Consider the following 17,536-nt stretch of genomic DNA (forward strand, 5'->3'; position numbering starts at 1 on the left):
CCTAATTTTATCTCATGCCTGCCCCTACCCCACTCACCACGCTCTTTCAACAATTCGATAAGCTGCACGTCCTCATCGTGGGCGATGTCATGGTCGATGCCTACGTGTGGGGCCGCGCCAGTCGCCTCTCGCCCGAGGCGCCGGTGCCGGTAGTGAATGTAGAGCGTACCGAGCAGCGCCTAGGGGGCGCCGCCAACGTGGCCCTCAATGTGCAGGCCCTAGGTGCCACGCCGCTGCTATGCTCGGTGGTGGGCGATGACCAAGGCGGCGACCAACTGCTTGGCTTACTGCACACGCACCACTTACCGGCCGATGGCATCATCCGTAGCCAGTACCGCCCCACCACTTTTAAGCAGCGCATTCTGGCGCAGGGCCAGCAGCTCGTGCGCATTGACTCGGAGGTTGAAACTGACCTCAATGCTGACGAGGCCGCCCAACTGCTAGCTGCCTACGACGACCTGCTACCGCGCGCCGATGTAGTCATTTTTGAGGACTACGATAAAGGCGTGCTCAGCGAAACCATCATTGGCCAGTGCATAGCCCGCGCCCGCGAGCGCGGCGTGCCTACGGTAGTTGACCCCAAGAAGAAGAATTTCTTGGCCTATCGCCACTGCACGCTGTTTAAGCCCAATTTGAAAGAATTGCGCGAAGGCTTGAAGCTAGAATTTGGCACGCCCGACGTAGACCGCCCGGGCTTCGAAACCGCCGTAGCGCGCCTACGCGAGGTGCTAGCCCCTGAAATTGTACTGGTGACCCTCTCCGAGCATGGCGTATTTGCCCAGCAAGCCGATGAGAAAACGTATTTGCCAGCTCATTTGCGCACTATTTCTGACGTGTCAGGCGCCGGGGATACGGTGATTAGCATTGCCGCGTGCTGTGTAGCCCTAGGGCAGCCGGCCGCCTTCACTGCTGCGCTAGCCAACTTAGGCGGCGGCTTGGTGTGCGAGCAGGTAGGCGTGGTGCCGATAGAAAAGCAGCGGCTGCTAGCAGAGGCAGCAGAGGCTGCGCTGTAAGCCGCCTCAAAAAACAGTGGCCGCGCTGAGCAAAGCAAAGCCGAAGCATCTCTTTAGCCGAATGAATTCTACTGAGATGTTTCGGCTTCGCGTTGCTCAGCTTGCCCCACGCAAATTTTAGCGTAGGCTTTTTATTACCCGCGCTGGGTTGCCCACGGCCAGCGAATACGCTGGCACGTCTTTAGTTACGACTGAGCCTGCTCCAATAACGCAGCCCTCGCCGATGGTCACGCCGGGGCACACAATGGCTCCGCCCCCTATCCAGCAATCGCTGCTAATGGTTATCGGCTTGGCTAGCTCTAGTGTGCGGCGCACTACGGCATCGAGCGGGTGCGTAGCGGCATAAAGCTGCACGCCGGGCCCAAACAGCACATTAGAGCCAATGGTAATGCGGGCCGCATCAAGAACCACGCAGTTAACGTTGAAATATACGTTGTCACCGCAATAGATATGCTGGCCGTAGTCGCAGTGAAAGGGCGGCTCGACCCACAAGTTTTCGCCGGTGTGCGGCAGCAGCTCGGCCAGAATACTGCGGGCGGCATCGCCTACTACATACTCCGTCACGTTGAGGCGGTGCAGCAGTTGCTTGGTGCGGGTGCGGGCCGCCACCAACGCGGGGTCAAAGGCGGCATAGAGCTCGCCAGCCAGCATCTTTTCTTCTTCGCTACGCATACGCAAATTGGTAGGACCTAGGCCCGTTTAAACTGCGCCACCAGCCACAGCACAGCCAGCAGCACGATGGGCGTGGTGATGATGGCGGCCATCGCAGTGGCAATAACTACCACGGCCTCCGACGTAAAGAACCGCCGAAACAGCCGCCGCCATAGCAGAAAGAGGCCGCCGGAGATGACTATCGACAGTACGTAGAAGCCTATGCCGCTTGGTTGTACTAATTCCATCGTAAGCTTAGGCCTTCTTCAAAAATTCTGTTTTGAGAACCATGGTGCTGCCCCCAGCACGCCCTTCTATCTCGGCCGGCGAGTTGGTCAAGCGAATGTTCTTCACCAGCGTACCGCGCTTTAATGTCTGCGATGAACCTTTCACTTTAAGGTCTTTAATGAGGGTGACCGAATCGCCTTCGGCGAGCAGGTTGCCGTTGCTGTCTTTTACGTCCATACGAATGGATAGTCTTTAAACCACTTTACTATCCTACTAAGCTTGTCGAAATACCTAGTTCGCCGCTAGCGTCTAAACTACTATGCCGCACAAGATGCTTTAACAAGCTCAGCAGAACGAGCGGGCCTTAATGCAAACTATTACTTAATCATCTACCCCTGCCAAGCCTTCACCGTTTCCACGAATACCTTCACGTTGTCGGGGTTAGTATCGGGGTACACGCCGTGACCTAGGTTGGCGATGTGAGGGCCGCCAGCAAACTCAGTCAGCATGGCCTGGGTAGCGGCGCGCACTTGGTCGGGCGTTCCGTAAAGAGCGCAGGGGTCTAGGTTGCCTTGCAGCGTTTTGCCAGGAGCTTGCTGCCGGACTTGGGCCGGCGACTGGTTCCAGTCGAGGCCAATGGTGCGGGCGGGCGACTTCGCAAAGTCCTCCACAGCCCACCATGCGCCCTTGGCAAACACCGTAACGGGCACCAGCGGCGCCAGTGCTGCGCTGATGCGATTGATGTAAGATGTCGAAAACTCGGCGTAGTGCGCAGGCGGCAGAATGCCAGCCCACGAGTCGAAAATCTGCACGATATCGGCCCCGGCTGCTACCTGCGCCTGCAAGTAAGCAATAGTCGTAACGGTAATTTTCTCTAGCAACTGGTGCGCCAGCGCGGGCTCCTGGTAGAGCATGCGGCGGGCTTTGCTGAAGGTTTTGGAGCCGTGCCCCTCCACCATATATGCCAAAATGGTCCAGGGCGCACCCGCAAAGCCGATGAGCGGCACGCGACCATTCAGCTCGCGCTTGGTGATGCGTAGCGCCTCTAGCACATACCCTAGGTGCTCCTCAGGGTTGGCTACGCGCAGCTTCTCGACATCGGCGGCGCTTTTTACCACTTCCGGGAAGAGCGGGCCGCGGGCCTCTACCATTTCGTAGGTGAGGCCCATGGCCTCGGGCACCACTAAGATGTCGGAGAAGATAATGGCCGCGTCCACATCGAGCGCATCGACAGGCTGGATGGTGACTTCGGCAGCCAGTGCGGGCGTTTCGACCAGCTCTTTGAAGCCCGAGAGGCGGCCGCGCAATTCGCGGTACTGGGGCAGGATACGGCCGGCTTGGCGCATGAGCCACACGGGCGTGCGCTCAGTAGTTTCGCCTTTAGCGGCGCGGAGGAGGATATCGTTTTTCAGCATAAAGTGGCCGCAAAAGTACGGCTGCCCCGGCGCCTACTTCGTTAGGCCCGGAAATAATGCCCCGATGGCCGAAGCAAAGAAATTGACCCCAATGGCCAGCGTGATAAAGCCCATAATGCGCGCCAGCGCCGCCATGCCCGGCCGCCCCAGCAGCCGCGTGAGCCGCAAAGACGATAGCAGCACCACGAAGCTGGCCAGCGCCACCAGCCCGAAGCCTAGGATGGTCATGGCCTTGTCGTAATAAGTAGGCCGGATGAGGCCGATGCAAATGGCCATTGAGCCCGGCCCAGATAGCATGGGCATGGCCAAGGGCGTAAAGCTGATATCATCTTTATGTGCGCTCTCTTCCAGCGTGGCGGGCCCCACGCGGTCGCGGTTGGCACCCGGCGTAAGCAGGTCAAAGGCCGAGCGCATCAGCAAAATACCCCCCGCGATGCGCAGGTGTTGAATACTGATTCCGAAGAAGTTGAGAATATATTGCCCACCTAGGTACGCTACGCTCAGAATAGCCACCATATACAGGCATGCCCGCAAAGCCGTCTGCATACGGTCGGTACCGCTGTCGTTGCTGGTCAGGGTCAGAAACACGGGCATCGCCCCGAAGGGGTTGACTACCGAGAAGATAGTAGTGAAGGTGGCAATCAGAACTTCCATGCGGCAAAGGTAGGCGGGAGCTAACGGGTTGGAACGCGATAAGTAAGGCCGTACCAATAGAATACAAAACGAACTGGCTTTCCTTATTTCAGGCATTTTAACCACCAGGTTAGTGCTATTTTCCACTTGCTATTTCCCGCTACCTCCGCTGCTACCTTTGCTTCTGTGACTGACTTTTATTTAGTTCTTCGGGGCCTGGGGCTGGGCATCGGCGGGGTAGGTGTGCTTGTGACGCTAATTCCCCTGCTGCGCAAAACTGCGTGGTGGGTGCGCGTATTCGATTTCCCGCGCCTGCAAATCGTGGCGGGTCTGGTCCTGAGCCTCATCCTACTGCAAGCCCCTGGCTTGGCGCTGACCTGGCTGCCTGCCTACCTGCCCACCGTGCTGGTGCTGGCGGCTATTGCCTACCAGGGCACCCGCATCTGGCCCTATACCCCGCTGCACCGCAAGCAAGTGCGCGACGCTCAGCGCCCGTCCGACGACACGGCTAACCACATCAGCCTGCTAGTAACCAACGTCTTGATGTATAACCGTGATGCCTCGCGCTGCCTAGGTGTCATTCATCAGTACAACCCCGACATTGTGCTGGCCGTCGAAACCGACGACTGGTGGCTAAGCCAGCTTGCTTTTCTGGGCAAGGAATATCCTCATACCTGCCACGCTCCGCTGCCCAATACCTACGGCATGTTGGTTTTTTCGCGGCTGCCGCTGCGCGATAAGGAAATCCAATACATTCTGGACCCCGGCATTCCGTCTTTCCACGGCCGGGTAGAGCTACCGAGCGGCGTATCGGTGGCGCTGCATTTTGTGCACCCCAAGCCCCCGGCCCCTAAGGAGTCGAAGACCAGCACCCGCCGCGATGCCGAGCTGCTGCTGGTAGGCCGCGCCATTCAGCACCACGATGGGCCTACCATCGTGGCCGGCGACCTCAATGATGTGGCGTGGTCGCACACGTCCGAGCTTTTTCGGCGCTTGGCGCGGCTACTCGACCCGCGCGTGGGCCGGGGCATGCTACCCACCTTCCACGCCGACTATAAGCTGCTGCGCTGGCCCCTCGACCACGTGTTTCACTCGGCGCACTTTCGCTTGCAGCAACTAGAGCGCCTGCCGCACATTGGCTCTGACCACTACCCTATTTATATACGCCTTAGCTACGAGCCTCAGGGATGGCAAACCCAGGAGCTAGAGCTAGAAGCGCCTGATGCCGAAGACCGGCTCGAAGCCCGCGAAAAAATTCAGGAGGCAGCTACGGAGCCTCTCGACTAGCTTCAGCGCTTGCTTAACCAAAGCTCGCCCCGACCGTTGAAGGCACCCTTCTCAGGCCAGAGCGAGCCGCTAACGGGGGGATAATTGTTAGCAGGTTAATTATTCTTCGCCGTTTTAACCGTGGCCGCCTCATCGTAGGCCAGCGCCGGGCGGGCAATAGGCGCGCTGAGATGCCCTTTAGGGGTGCGCCCTAGGGGCCGCACCTGCAGCGTCACGCGCTGGCGGCGCAGGTCGCCAAAGCCGAGAGCGAAATTGCGCAGAGCTGGCATGGCATCGTCGCCTAAAAACTTGTAGGTATTAAACTCAAACGTGAGTGGCACCCGCACTGAGTCGCCGGCGGGCACACTAACGGCCGCCGCTTGCCGCCCCGTACCTAGGGCCTTGCCATCGACCAGCACGGTATAAGCAACACCTGCTATAGTAGCCGGCACCGCATTAGGGTTGTAAGCACTGAGCTGCATACGCATGCGCAGGGGCAGCTGCTTGTTGACATAGCCCGCTATTACTTGGTTGCGCCGCGGCAGGTCTAGGTCGGCCGGCACGCGCAGTGGTAGCACATCGAGGCCATTGAGCGAGGCCGCCTCAATAGCCCGCACCCGAAGCTCCGGCTCGCGCTGTGCCAAGGCGCCCGGCGCAGCCTCGTGCAGCGCGCAGCTAGCCATTGGGAGCAGCCCCCCGCCTAGAAGCAGTGAGGACGCAAACCGAATGGACAATTGAATAACACGAGGCATATAGTAATAGCCGGCGAGCACTCATGCTCAGCCTTAAGCTTATACAAACTAACTAGGTACCTAGAAGCGCCGCGCAGTTAGTTAGCCAAACTGCTGGCCGGGTTCGCCGAACGACAGTTCTAACTACCCGAAAGCAACGCGGCCCAGTCGCATTGCACTTAGCGTGATGGCGTAGCGGGGGCCATCACAACAGGCTCGGAGTAGCGGTTGGCTTGGCTAACGTGGCTGCGGGGCGAGCGCAGCAGTGGCCGCACCCGCACGGCCAGGCGCTGGCGGCGTGGGTCGCCGAAGCCGAGGGCAAAGTTGCGCAGGGCTGGCATAGCATCGTCGCCTAAAAAGCTGTAGGTGTTAAACTCAAACGTAAGCGGCACGCGTACCGAATCGCCAGGGGGCAGCGACAAGGTCGATATCAAGCGGCTGGTACCAAGCTGCCGGCCATCAAGCAGCACGGCGTAGTCGAGGCCAGCCAAGACTACATTTTCTAAGCCCGGGTTGTAGGCGTTGAGCTGCAAGCGCACGCGCAGGGGCAGCTGCTTGTTGACGTAGCCTGCTATTACTTGGTTGCGCCGCGGCAGGTCTAGGTCGGCCGGCACGTGCAGCGGCAGCACATCGAGGCCATTGAGCGAAGCGGCTTCAATAACCCGCACCCGAAACTCCGGCTCGCGGCTGGGGCCCTTTTCTTGGCGGGTTTCGCGCCTAGTGCAGCTAGCGCACAGCCAGAGCCCTAAGCATACTAGTGTGGCAATACGGGGTAGCGAAAGCGCAAATTTCATTAGGGGTAGATACGTAACTAGCTCGTTAGTGGGTCGGCAGCCTAGGGGCCATAATGGTCCAAAACACTGCCGAGGTAAACCGTTTGCCTATGGGGATGGGCTGCCAGCATCGCACAAATCGTACCGAGCCTAGTGAGTGACCCACAAAAATTTAATTTATCCTTCGAATATATACAACTTACGCCATATTGCCATGCAAAAAGGCCAGAAGCTAAGCTTCTGGCCTTTTATTACTTCGCTGTAAGTAGCCTACTAGGCAGGCACTTGTGCGACAATCTAAAAGCGCGTTTTAATCCGCAGCTTATTTGCCGTCTACTTCTTCGTAGTCTACATCGGTCACGTGGTCGCCAGCGGGTTGACCCTGCTGGCCACCGCCTTGGCCGTCGGCGCCGGGGAAGCCCTGGCCACCGGGCTGGCCACCTTGGGCGCCAGCAGCTGCGTACATCTCTTGCGAAGCAGCTTCCCAGGCCTTGTTCAGCGCGGCTACGCCAGCGTCGATGGCACCCAGGTCCTTGCTTTCGTGGGCCTTCTTGAGGTCAGCGAGTGCGCTTTCTACGGCCGTTTTGTTGCCGCCGCTCAGCTTGTCACCAAACTCCTTCAGCTGCTTCTCGGTCTGGAAAATGAGCGAGTCGGCATCGTTTACTTTTTTGATGCGCTCGGCTTCGGCTTTGTCAGCTTCGGCGTTAGCAGTAGCCTCTTGGCGCATGCGCTCGATGTCGGCATCGCTGAGGCCACTGCTGGCTTCGATGCGAATCTTCTGCTCTTTGCCAGTGCCTTTGTCGCGGGCCGTTACGTTGAGGATACCGTTGGCGTCAATGTCAAACGTTACTTCAATTTGCGGTACGCCACGGGGTGCGGGCGGAATGCTGTCAAGGTGGAACTTACCGATGGTGCGGTTCTGGCTGGCCAGCGGGCGCTCACCTTGCAGCACGTGGATTTCTACCGAAGGCTGCGAGTCCGAAGCCGTCGAGAAGGTTTCCGATTTCTTGGTCGGGATGGTGGTGTTCGACTCGATGAGCTTGGTCATCACGCCGCCCATGGTTTCGATACCTAGGCTCAACGGGGTCACGTCGAGCAGCAGTACGTCTTTCACCTCGCCGGTGAGTACACCGCCCTGGATGGCCGCACCAATGGCTACTACCTCGTCAGGGTTTACACCTTTCGAAGGCTTCTTGCCGAAGAACTTCTCAACCTCTTCCTGAATGCGCGGAATGCGGGTCGAGCCACCTACTAGGATTACCTCGTCTACCTGCGAAGCTGACAGGCCAGCATCTTGCAGCGCCTTTTTGCAAGGCTCCATCGAGCGGCGCACCAACTCGTCGCTCAGCTGCTCAAACTTCGAGCGACTCAGCTTCACTACCAAGTGCTTGGGGCCGCTGGCAGTAGCCGTGATGTACGGCAGGTTGATTTCGGTTTCGTTTGAGCTCGACAGCTCAATTTTGGCCTTCTCAGCAGCTTCCTTGAGGCGCTGCAGCGCCAGCGGGTCTTTGCGGAGGTCGAGGTTTTCGTTGTCGCTGGCAAACTGGTCGGCCAGGAAGTTGATGATAACTTGGTCGAAGTCATCGCCACCGAGGTGAGTATCACCGTTGGTGCTCAGTACTTCAAATACGCCATCACCCAGCTCCAGAATCGAAATATCAAACGTACCACCACCTAGGTCGTACACGGCAATCTTCTGGTCTTTGTGCTTCTTATCCAAGCCGTAAGCCAGTGCAGCGGCCGTGGGCTCGTTGATAATGCGCTTCACGTCGAGGCCCGCGATGGCACCAGCTTCTTTCGTGGCCTGGCGCTGGGCATCGTTGAAGTAAGCCGGCACCGTGATAACGGCTTCGGTTACAGAGGTACCTAGGTAGTCCTCAGCCGTCTGCTTCATCTTCTGCAGAATCATGGCCGAGATTTCCTGGGGCGTATAGTTGCGGTCGCCGATTTTAACAGCTACCGTGTTATTGGGGCCCGACACAACGTCGTAAGCCACGTATTTGCTTTCATTGCCGACCTCGTTGAAGTGGCGGCCCATGAAGCGCTTGATGCTAGCAATAGTATTCGTAGGGTTGGTAACGGCCTGGCGCTTAGCTGGGTCACCTACTTTGCGCTCGCCTTTGCCATTGTCGAGAAATGCGACAATAGACGGCGTGGTGCGGCGGCCTTCCGAGTTGGGAATTACAACCGGCTCGTTGCCTTCCATTACGGCGACGCACGAGTTGGTGGTGCCCAAGTCAATACCGATGATTTTGCCCATGATTAAGGTGGGTGCTAAAGTTTAAAAGAGATGAGGTGTCTGGTTGGAGTGGACAGCTACGCGGCCGTCGGGCACCCTGTTACAAGGCCCGTACCAGCCTGCTATTTCTGCCACAATGGCGGGGCTGCAGCATTATTCCTGTCAGGGCGGCAACCAAACCTCAATGTCAGCATGCCGAGCCTGCCTTCTTAGCAGGATGTCTACCAATACAGCTACCTAGGGTTCTGCTTACCCTCGCTTATTTCTCCATTGATAGCCATCACCCACTGTATACTTATTCATACTTAGTCAGCTTAGTGTAGGCACAGCTATAATCCCTATTTAATCCAAGAAAATATCTGAACTTTATATCGCTTTAATAAACTATTGCTTAATAATTTTGTAGCAGTTTCATACCTAATCCATCTTCATTTTTAACCCTATTTCTTCGTGAAAAAGCTTCTACTTCCCGCTCTTGCTGGCCTAGTACTATTTAGCGCCTGCAAAAAAGACAACGACACCGTACCGACCCAGCAATACTCGGGCACTTTCAGCGGCAGCAACGAGGTACCAGCCGTTACGGCTTCGGGCTCTGGCACCTTCACGGGTAATTATGTACCTAGCACCAGAGTTCTGGACTACACCGTAACTTATACTGGCCTCTCAGGCGCCCCCACTGGCGCGCACCTGCACTTCGGCGATGCTAAGCATAAAACGGCTTTGCCTACTGTGCCCTTCCCCACAGCCAGCCTGCCGACTACTACCAGCGGCACCTTTAGCGGCACAGCCACGCTGACGATTCAGCAGGCCGACTCGCTGACCGCGGGCCGCATCTACGCTAACATTCACACCGCGGCTAACACCGGTGGTGAGTTGCGCGCCAACGTGCGAGTTAAGTAAAGCCGTTTACTGCTCATATCCTTCGGGCCCGTCGCTGGTAGCGGCGGGCCCGTTTTAATTGGGGTTGGTGGGGCGGGCGGCAACTTTACCGACCTAGGGCGCATCTTTGACAGCACGAATTTTATCTCGTCTGTTTTACTGCATGAAATACGCTTTTCTCGCCGGGCTGCCGGGCTGCCTGCTGGTAGCCTTCGTGGCGCGGGCGCAAGCACCCGCCGCCCCGGCTTCGGCTCCTGGCCCCTACCGCGCTTCGGCCACCAAAATCAACGACCTAGTGCACACAAAGTTGGCCGTGCGCTTCGACTACGCCAAGCGATACCTTTACGGCCAGGAATGGGTGACGCTGAAGCCCCATGGCTATGCCACCGATTCGCTGCGTCTCGATGCCAAGGGCATGGACATCAAAACTGTAGCCCTGATGAATGGCAGCAGCCAGCAGCCGCTCAAATACGACTACTCCGACCAGGAGAACCTGCGCATTAACCTAGGTAGGCTTTTCAAGCCAGGCGAGCAGTACATGGTATACATTGAGTACACGGCCAAGCCCGACGAGCTAAAAGTGAAGGGCTCGGCCGCCATTACCGATGCCAAGGGCTTGTACTTCATCAACCCGGATAGCACAGTGAAGGGCAAGCCGGTGCAAGTCTGGACGCAGGGCGAGACCGAAGGCTCGTCGGCCTGGTTTCCGACCATCGACCGGCCCAACCAGAAGACGACCGAGGAAATCGCCATGACCGTGCCAGCCAAGTACGTGACGCTCAGCAATGGCAAGCTGGTGAGCCAGACGCCCGCCGGCCCTGGCCTGCGCACCGACACCTGGAAGATGGACGAGCCGCACTCGCCCTACCTGTTTATGATGGCGGTGGGCGACTTCAAAATCTACAAGGACACGTGGCGCGGCAAGGAGGTGAGCTACTACCTAGAGCCCAAGTACGCGCCCTTCGCCAAGCAGATTTTTGGCAACACACCCGATATGCTGGAGTTCTATTCCAAGCGCCTCGGGGTAGAATATCCGTGGAATAAATACGCCCAGATAGTGGCCCGCGACTACGTGAGCGGCGCCATGGAAAACACCACCGCCACGCTGCACGGCGAGCAGGTGCAAATGACCGACAAGGAGCTGATAGACCGCGAGTACAGCGGTGAGTCGGTGATTGCGCACGAACTGTTTCACCAGTGGTTTGGCGACTACGTGACCGCCGAATCGTGGTCGAACCTGACGGTGAACGAGTCGATGGCCGACTTTGGCGAGGGGCTGTATGCCGAGTACAAATACGGCCAGGATGCGGCCGATATGCACAATTTCCGCAACGCCGAGCGCTACCTCACCAGCAAACGCGACGTGACCAAAAACCTGGTGCGCTTCTACTACAACGACAAGGAAGACATGTTCGACCTCGTCACGTACCAGAAGGGCGGGGCCATCGTGCAGATGCTGCGCACCTACCTAGGCGATGACGTGTTTTTCGCGGGCTTGCAGAAGTACTTGCAGGATAACAAATTCGGCAACGCCGAAGCGCACCAGATGCGTCTCGCCATGGAAGCCGTATCGGGCAAGGACCTGAACTGGTTTTATAACCAGTGGTACTACGGCGCGGGCCACCCCGTCGTGACTATCGATTACGCTTGGGATGCGGCCGCGAAGAAGCAGAGCGTGACCGTGAAGCAGACCCAGGAAGGCAAGCCCTTTCTACTGCCGTTTACCATTGACTACTATGTAAATGGCAAGCCCGTGCACCAGCAGGTGATGATGACCGAGGCCACTCAGACGTTTACGATGCCGCTGGCCGCCAAGCCCGACCTAGTAAACGTGGACGCCGACAAAAACCTGCTCTGGGACAAAACCGACAAGAAGCAGTTGGCCGAGTATGCGTACCAGTACAAGCACGCCCCGCGCCTCGTGGACCGCGCCGAAGCGCTGGAAGCTGCGCTGGCCCAGCAAACAACGAGCCCCGCTGCGCGGGCCGTAGTGCTGGCCGCCATGCAGGACAAGTACTACGAAATGCGCGTGGCCGCCATCAGCACCCTGAAAATGGATAACAAGGATGTGGCCAAAGCCGCCACACCTGTGCTGCGCAAGCTTGCCACTACCGAGAAAGAGCCCCACGTGCTGGCAGCAGTACTCCGTGCCCTAGGTAGCCTAAAAGACAAAAAAGACGAGAAGCTCGTCACGAAGGAGCTGGCCAATAACCCGTCGCTAGCCGTGCAGGGCGCGGCCCTGCGCGCCTTAGGTGACCTCAACCCCACCGAGGCGCTGCGCCGCGCCAAGGCCTATGAGGTAGATGCCCCAGCCGCGCTGACGGCCGCCATGATGAATGTATATGCCCAGCAGGGTGGCCCAGCGCAGTGGGCATTTATCCGCGACCGCTACGACGCGGCCACTGGCCAGGCCAAGTACCGCTACATCGCGCCGATGACGCAGATGCTCGGCCGCCTCGACGACCCCAAAGCGTTTTCGGAAGATGTGACGCGCATTCAGCAGTTGGCCATGATACCGCAGCTCAAAACCTACGGCATTGATAAAGCGATGATTACCGCCCTGCAAAAAGGTGCCGAAGCACAGAAGGGCAAGCCCAACGCAGCCCAAAACCAAGCCACGGTAGAGGCGGCTGTGAAAGCCATTCAGGCAGCTCAATAAGTCACATACCGTAGGCACTGCGAGTAAAGCAGAACTGCGCTATCAGAAAAGCGCGGGCTCCTTGGAGCTCGCGCTTTTCTTTTGGCCCGACGCTACGGGCCGCGCGCTACGTTGAACTATCCCGAAAGGTTTCGCGTCGAAGTAAGTCTATGCGCAAGACCACACCGCTGGTGCTGGCAGCTCTGCTTGCAGGCCGCCTCACCCCCGCCCTGGCCCAGAACACGCCCGACGAGAACAACCCCAACTTCGACGCGCCTTTTGTGCAGCACGTGCGCCCCGACCGCCCCGGCCAAACCATTACGGCGGGCGTGCTCCGGGCCGGCGAGTTTCAACTCGAAACCGGCCTGCAGCGCTACGCGCCCGCCGCCGGAGCGGGACTCACGAGCAGCACGGCCACGCTGCGCATTGGCTTTTTCAACAGCATGGAGTTTCGCGTGACGCAGCCTTACGTATATGGCACGCCAAGCAACCGGCTGATAAACAATGAAAACCCTGGCCTGCGTCCCGACTCGGTAGGCTGGGCTCCCGTGACGGTGGGCACCAAGCTGATGCTGACCCCCGACCGCGCCAGCCGCTTTCAGGCGTCGCTACTCGTAGAGGCGGCGCTGCCCAATACCGGCTCGGCGGGGTTGCGCCGCAGCTCGTGGGCGCCCAGCGCCCGCCTGCTGCTAAGTCAGCAGCTTGGCCGCCGCGCCGCGCTCGAAGGCAATTTTGGCTTTACACAGTATGGCCTCACGGCTGCCGACGTATCGCGTGGGCAGTACCTAGGGTCGCTGGCGCTCACCGCCCCCATCACCGACAACGCCGGCTATTTTGTAGAGGGCTATGGCCGGGGCCGCGAGCAGCTGACCTCCGGGGCCAACGCCGGCCTCTACTACCGCCCCTGGACCGGGCTGCGCTTCGATGCCACGGTGGGCCGTGTACTAGGCGGCCTGGGTGCGGGCGCTACTACGGTGGGCGTAGGCCTAGGTCTGCGGCTGGGCGGCAATACGCATTAAGCGCTTGATAGAGCATCTGGGTACTGCTCAAGACGAGTACCCAGTCGATAGCCCGACTGCCGTTGAGGCGGCTGCTCATTCGCTTTGGGCTGTTCACGGCTTTTTTCCGGGTGGTTGTGGTACCCCTTTTGGCGCTGCTGATTGGGCCGTGCTTCTTGGCTAGCCCCAATTGGTGGTAGGTGGTAGCGTCCGTGTTGCTGTGTTTCGCGTGCTGGTTTGCGCTGGTGTTCTTAGTCAACAGCTTATCGCTCAGCTTCAGCCTCAATGCCATGAGCTTGATATTCTGCAACTGCTTTACGTCAGATGTTAGGAAGCCTTTGACTACTTGCTCTATACGCTGCTCCCGTTTGTTTCTGTGGGTCAAGTGAACGAGTAGCGAAGGGGCAAAATGAAAGCATATCTGCTCAGTACTGCTTCCTTTAGCTGCTCGACTTATCTTATTCCGTTTTAGCTATAGTTCTAGCTGAGCGATTAGGTATAGCCTCCTTGCTGCTAACTACCTTCACAGCGTGACCTTGTTCGCTGACTGTTCCTACCCGACTACGTTTTCTGCCTTATGATGACCTGGTCCACTTACCGGCTGTTTCCGAAAGCCTGCCTAGCTATCTTCTTCGTTTTAGCAGCCGGCTTACTCAGCCCCCTGCAAGCGCAGGACTTCTCACACCAAAATGAGCTGTTTTGGCAGCCGCATCGCGACCAGAGCATTAGCTGGAACCTTACTAAGGAAACCCGGCTGCCTCATCACGATAACATCGAACTCTCGGGCACGCAGATTTCAACTATCGTCCGCTACGAAGTAGATGCGGCCCGGCACTTGCACCTAACCCGCGACGTCATCTTTCCTCAACTGCGCCGCTATACCACCCCGGCCGAGTCGCCGTACCGCGCCTATCTGCGTGGGGAGTACCGCGATGACATTCTACCTGTGCTCACCCTAGCAAACCAGAAATACGAAGTTGGCAAACTCGACTCTGTTCGGATAAAAGGCAAAATCAGCTTTTACTTCCAAACACATGATGGCTTAGCCGTAGTCCGCTCGTTCTTCCCCTCTATGCATGAGCGGTGCCTGGTGGAGAAATGGACCTTACTAAACATGAGCCAAACGCCTCGCACGGTCAGCATTGGGGCTACCGAACTTCAACAAGAGGAGGCTGGCTGGCAAGGAACCTACCACCGCCGCGTGTTTACGGATGCGAAGCGCACGGTCACTATCCAACCTCAGGAGCATTACGAGTTTGGCATTTATTTCTTGGCCACGCTCCAGAATGAAGTAACGCCCGCCGTTTCAGTAGCTGCCATCGAACGCAGCCGGGATACGTTTTTGGACAGCATCGCAGCCAATCTGCAGCTGCACTCCCCAGACCCAGTCATAAATACCCTGTTTTATTTTTCCAAAGTTCGAGCCGCGGAAAGCATTTTTCGCTCGCGCTATGGGCTGGTACATTCACCGGGCGGCGGCAACTATTACGTCGGCATCTGGGCCAATGACCAAGCAGAATACAGTGGCCCCTTCTTTCCGTATCTGGGTTATCAAACCGGTAACCAAGCGGCAATGAATGCCTACCGCATCTTTAAACGTAATCTGCCTAAAGACGGAGGCAAGATTTGGGCCTCGTTTGAAATGGACGTTACTTTTCCCTTCGGGGAGCGCGACCGTGGAGACGCGGCAATGATTGCATTCGGGGCTACTCATTTTCTGCTTGCGGCCGGCGACCAGCAAAAAAGCGCTGAGCTTTGGCCTTTAGTCGAGTGGTGCTTGGCCTATTGTCAAAAGCGGACCACGGCCGCTGGGGTCGTAGCCTCGGAAAGCGACGAGTTAGAGGGTCGTTTTCCGGCTGGCTCGGCCAATCTCTCCACCTCGTGCTTATACTACGGAGCGCTAGTGCAAGCAGCCCGGTTGGCGCAGACGATGCACCAGCCTACTGCCGTAAGCACAACCTATCACCATCAAGCCCAGCGCTTAGCAACAGCCATTGAGCAGTACTTCGGGGCCGAGCTAGCGGGCTTGCACACGTATAAGTACTATCAGGAGAACACTACATTACGCAGTTGGATATGCCTGCCCTTGGTCGTGGGCTTAACTTCCCGCAAAGCTGGCACCTTGGACGCCCTATTCGATAAGCTGTGGTCGGCCAACGGTGTGTTGACTGACCTCCAGCCAAATGCTAATGATGCGCCTGTATTTTGGGACCGCGGTACCCTATATGCCTTCCGCGGCGCGTTCAAAGCGGGGGCATCTGACCGGGCCTTAGAACGCCTGCTGTCCTACTCCACCACACGCTTAACGGGTTTTCGGGTGCCCTATGCTGTGGAGGCTTGGCCAGAAAACGGGATGGCGCATCTATCGGCTGAAAGTGCCTTGTACTGCCGTCTCTTTACCGAGGGCATCCTAGGTCTCGAACCAACTGGGTTTCATTCTTTCACCCTGCGCCCCAATCTGCCAAGTAAGTGGGACCACTTAGCTATAAACGCCATCAAAGCGTTCAACACAAGTTTTGATATTGACCTGCGTAAAAGTAAAAATAAGCTTCAGTTAACAGTTGTTCAACAGGGCAAAGTGATAGTTCAACGGGTAATACTGAATAATGCGACGGTGGAAATCAAGTTGAAATAACCGGCTTTTGTGAATAGGCTATATGCTGCGCCTGGCTCTATTTACTGCATGGCGTATTTGAAGTAGAACGGGTCTTTTTTTGCTATCTGCAATACTACAAATGATAATAGCTACTTCCACATAAGCATTCTCCCTAAAGGCCCCTATAGTAGAATAGGAACCTTTGGGAAGAGACGTGGGCAACCTGTACTTATCTACTTAAGCCTCCTCAAGCTTGGAAAGGCTGACCAGTATAGATAGAGATGTAATACAAAAGCATCGCATGCCCTACGCGAGCACTAGCCATGGATACCCCATTGAACCTAATGAACTCGTGGCAGGCCGGCCGTCGGCGACCTCACGAAAAGGGCTAGCCTAGGTATGATTTGAGCGACTGCGAACGAGAGGTGTGCTTGAGACGGCGAATAGCCTTCTCCTTGACCTGCCGCACCCGCTCGCGGGTCAAGCTAAAGCGCTCGCCAATTTCTTCTAGCGTTAGCGCCGCTTGGCCATTGAGGCCGAAGTGCAGCGTCAGCACGTCAGCCTCACGCCGCGTCAGAGTTGAGAGAGCGCGCTGTACCTCCCGGCGTAGCGAATCGTGCAGCAGGCCCGCATCCGGCGTGTCTGCTCCTTCATCCTGCATTACATCGAGCAACCCGTTTTCCTCGCCTTGCACAAAGGGCGCGTCCATCGAGACGTGGCGGCCCGAGACCTTGAGCGTGTCCACCACCTCGGAGGTCGTCAGCTCCAGCAGCTCGGCAATCTCATCGGGCGAAGGCTCGCGCTCAAACTTCTGCTCGAGCTCGGCAAACGAGCGGTTGATTTTATTAAGCGAGCCCACCCGGTTCAGCGGCAGGCGCACGATGCGGCTCTGCTCGGCTAGCGCTTGCAAAATGCTCTGGCGAATCCACCACACGGCGTACGAGATGAACTTGAAGCCTTTCGTTTCATCAAAGCGCTTGGCGGCCTTGATGAGTCCTAGGTTACCCTCGTTAATGAGGTCACCTAGTGTCAGACCCTGGTTCTGGTACTGCTTGGACACCGACACTACGAAGCGTAGGTTGGCCTTAGTAAGTTTCTCGAGGGCCTGCTGGTCCCCGTCGCGAATGCGCTGGGCCAGGTCTACTTCCTCGTCAATGGACACCAGACTCACTTTGCCAATCTCCTGCAGATATTTGTCCAGCGACTGGCTTTCGCGGTTGGTAATCTGCTTGCTGATTTTTAACTGTCTCATGCGGGAATGACGCGGCTTAGAAAAGGTACTGGTAAACTATAACTCCCAATACTGCGGCTTAGTTCGACACTCCACCCCACCGGAAAGCTTACGACAAAGATAAATCCCTAATCGCTGTTGATTGAGATAGGCTGCGTTATACTGCCATTGGCCGTAAGTGTGCCTGCTGTGGTTGCCTAGGCCTTATCTGCGGCGGCCCTACTACGTATCTATACGACGCTCAA

15 protein-coding genes are annotated in these 17,536 nt (G+C 57.4%); 6 read left to right on the forward strand and 9 right to left on the reverse strand.

Annotation, left to right across the window (positions count from 1 at the left end; translation table 11 throughout):
- Positions 1-14 precede the first annotated feature (14 nt).
- A complete protein-coding gene (locus JAO77_RS22640; protein WP_198992822.1) occupies positions 15-1,013 on the forward strand; it encodes a bifunctional heptose 7-phosphate kinase/heptose 1-phosphate adenyltransferase in 999 nt (332 codons plus the stop codon).
- Positions 1,014-1,130: 117 nt separating this feature from the next.
- On the opposite strand, the gene JAO77_RS22645 is transcribed toward JAO77_RS22640, so the two are convergent.
- The 5 genes from JAO77_RS22645 to JAO77_RS22665 form a co-directional block, all read right to left on the reverse strand.
- On the reverse strand, positions 1,131-1,685 hold the full coding sequence (locus JAO77_RS22645) for a sugar O-acetyltransferase (protein ID WP_198992823.1): 555 nt from the start codon (positions 1,683-1,685) through the stop codon (positions 1,131-1,133).
- A 17-nt stretch (positions 1,686-1,702) separates the two neighbouring features.
- Positions 1,703-1,912 (reverse strand): hypothetical protein, encoded by a 210-nt coding sequence (locus JAO77_RS22650; RefSeq protein WP_198992824.1) that lies wholly within the window; start codon positions 1,910-1,912, stop codon positions 1,703-1,705.
- Positions 1,913-1,919: 7 nt separating this feature from the next.
- Entirely contained in the window at positions 1,920-2,129 is a 210-nt protein-coding gene (locus JAO77_RS22655; RefSeq protein ID WP_187321078.1) for a zinc ribbon domain-containing protein YjdM, read from the reverse strand.
- 152 nt (positions 2,130-2,281) lie between these two features.
- Positions 2,282-3,307, reverse strand: coding sequence for a uroporphyrinogen decarboxylase (gene hemE, locus JAO77_RS22660; RefSeq protein WP_198992825.1), 1,026 nt, complete (start codon positions 3,305-3,307; stop codon positions 2,282-2,284).
- 33 nt (positions 3,308-3,340) lie between these two features.
- On the reverse strand, positions 3,341-3,961 hold the full coding sequence (locus tag JAO77_RS22665) for a MarC family protein (protein ID WP_198992826.1): 621 nt from the start codon (positions 3,959-3,961) through the stop codon (positions 3,341-3,343).
- Between the two features lie 165 nt (positions 3,962-4,126).
- Here JAO77_RS22665 and JAO77_RS22670 point away from each other — a divergent pair, with 165 nt between their 5' ends.
- Positions 4,127-5,227, forward strand: coding sequence for an endonuclease/exonuclease/phosphatase family protein (locus tag JAO77_RS22670; RefSeq protein ID WP_198992827.1), 1,101 nt, complete (start codon positions 4,127-4,129; stop codon positions 5,225-5,227).
- A 95-nt stretch (positions 5,228-5,322) separates the two neighbouring features.
- Here the strand turns inward: JAO77_RS22670 and JAO77_RS22675 are convergent, their stop codons facing one another.
- The 3 genes from JAO77_RS22675 to dnaK all read right to left on the reverse strand — a co-directional run bounded on the left by JAO77_RS22675 (position 5,323) and on the right by dnaK (position 8,970).
- Positions 5,323-5,958 carry an LEA/WHy family protein gene (locus tag JAO77_RS22675; RefSeq protein ID WP_213019466.1) on the reverse strand — a complete coding sequence of 212 codons (636 nt, stop codon included), beginning with the start codon at positions 5,956-5,958 and terminating at the stop codon, positions 5,323-5,325.
- A 158-nt stretch (positions 5,959-6,116) separates the two neighbouring features.
- Positions 6,117-6,731: an LEA/WHy family protein gene (locus tag JAO77_RS22680; RefSeq protein ID WP_198992829.1), complete on the reverse strand. Its 615-nt coding sequence runs from the start codon at positions 6,729-6,731 to the stop codon at positions 6,117-6,119.
- A 301-nt stretch (positions 6,732-7,032) separates the two neighbouring features.
- Positions 7,033-8,970, reverse strand: a complete 1,938-nt coding sequence (gene dnaK / locus JAO77_RS22685; protein WP_198992830.1) for a molecular chaperone DnaK — start codon at positions 8,968-8,970, stop codon at positions 7,033-7,035.
- A 429-nt stretch (positions 8,971-9,399) separates the two neighbouring features.
- On the opposite strand from dnaK, the gene JAO77_RS22690 reads away from it, so the two are divergent.
- From JAO77_RS22690 to JAO77_RS22705, 4 genes are all read left to right on the forward strand, one after another.
- Positions 9,400-9,849, forward strand: a complete 450-nt coding sequence (locus JAO77_RS22690) for a CHRD domain-containing protein (RefSeq protein WP_198992831.1) — start codon at positions 9,400-9,402, stop codon at positions 9,847-9,849.
- Positions 9,850-9,991: 142 nt separating this feature from the next.
- Complete coding sequence (locus tag JAO77_RS22695; protein WP_198992832.1) at positions 9,992-12,487, forward strand: M1 family aminopeptidase; 2,496 nt, start codon at positions 9,992-9,994, stop codon at positions 12,485-12,487.
- A gap of 149 nt (positions 12,488-12,636) precedes the next feature.
- Positions 12,637-13,485 (forward strand): transporter, encoded by an 849-nt coding sequence (locus JAO77_RS22700; protein ID WP_198992833.1) that lies wholly within the window; start codon positions 12,637-12,639, stop codon positions 13,483-13,485.
- Between the two features lie 556 nt (positions 13,486-14,041).
- On the forward strand, positions 14,042-16,099 hold the full coding sequence (locus JAO77_RS22705) for a hypothetical protein (protein ID WP_198992834.1): 2,058 nt from the start codon (positions 14,042-14,044) through the stop codon (positions 16,097-16,099).
- A 349-nt stretch (positions 16,100-16,448) separates the two neighbouring features.
- Here the strand turns inward: JAO77_RS22705 and JAO77_RS22710 are convergent, their stop codons facing one another.
- Positions 16,449-17,312, reverse strand: a complete 864-nt coding sequence (locus tag JAO77_RS22710; RefSeq protein WP_198992835.1) for a sigma-70 family RNA polymerase sigma factor — start codon at positions 17,310-17,312, stop codon at positions 16,449-16,451.
- Positions 17,313-17,536 lie beyond the last annotated feature (224 nt).

The sequence above is a fragment of the Hymenobacter sp. BT559 genome (genome assembly GCF_016427535.1).
Classification (GTDB): Bacteria; Bacteroidota; Bacteroidia; order Cytophagales; family Hymenobacteraceae; genus Hymenobacter.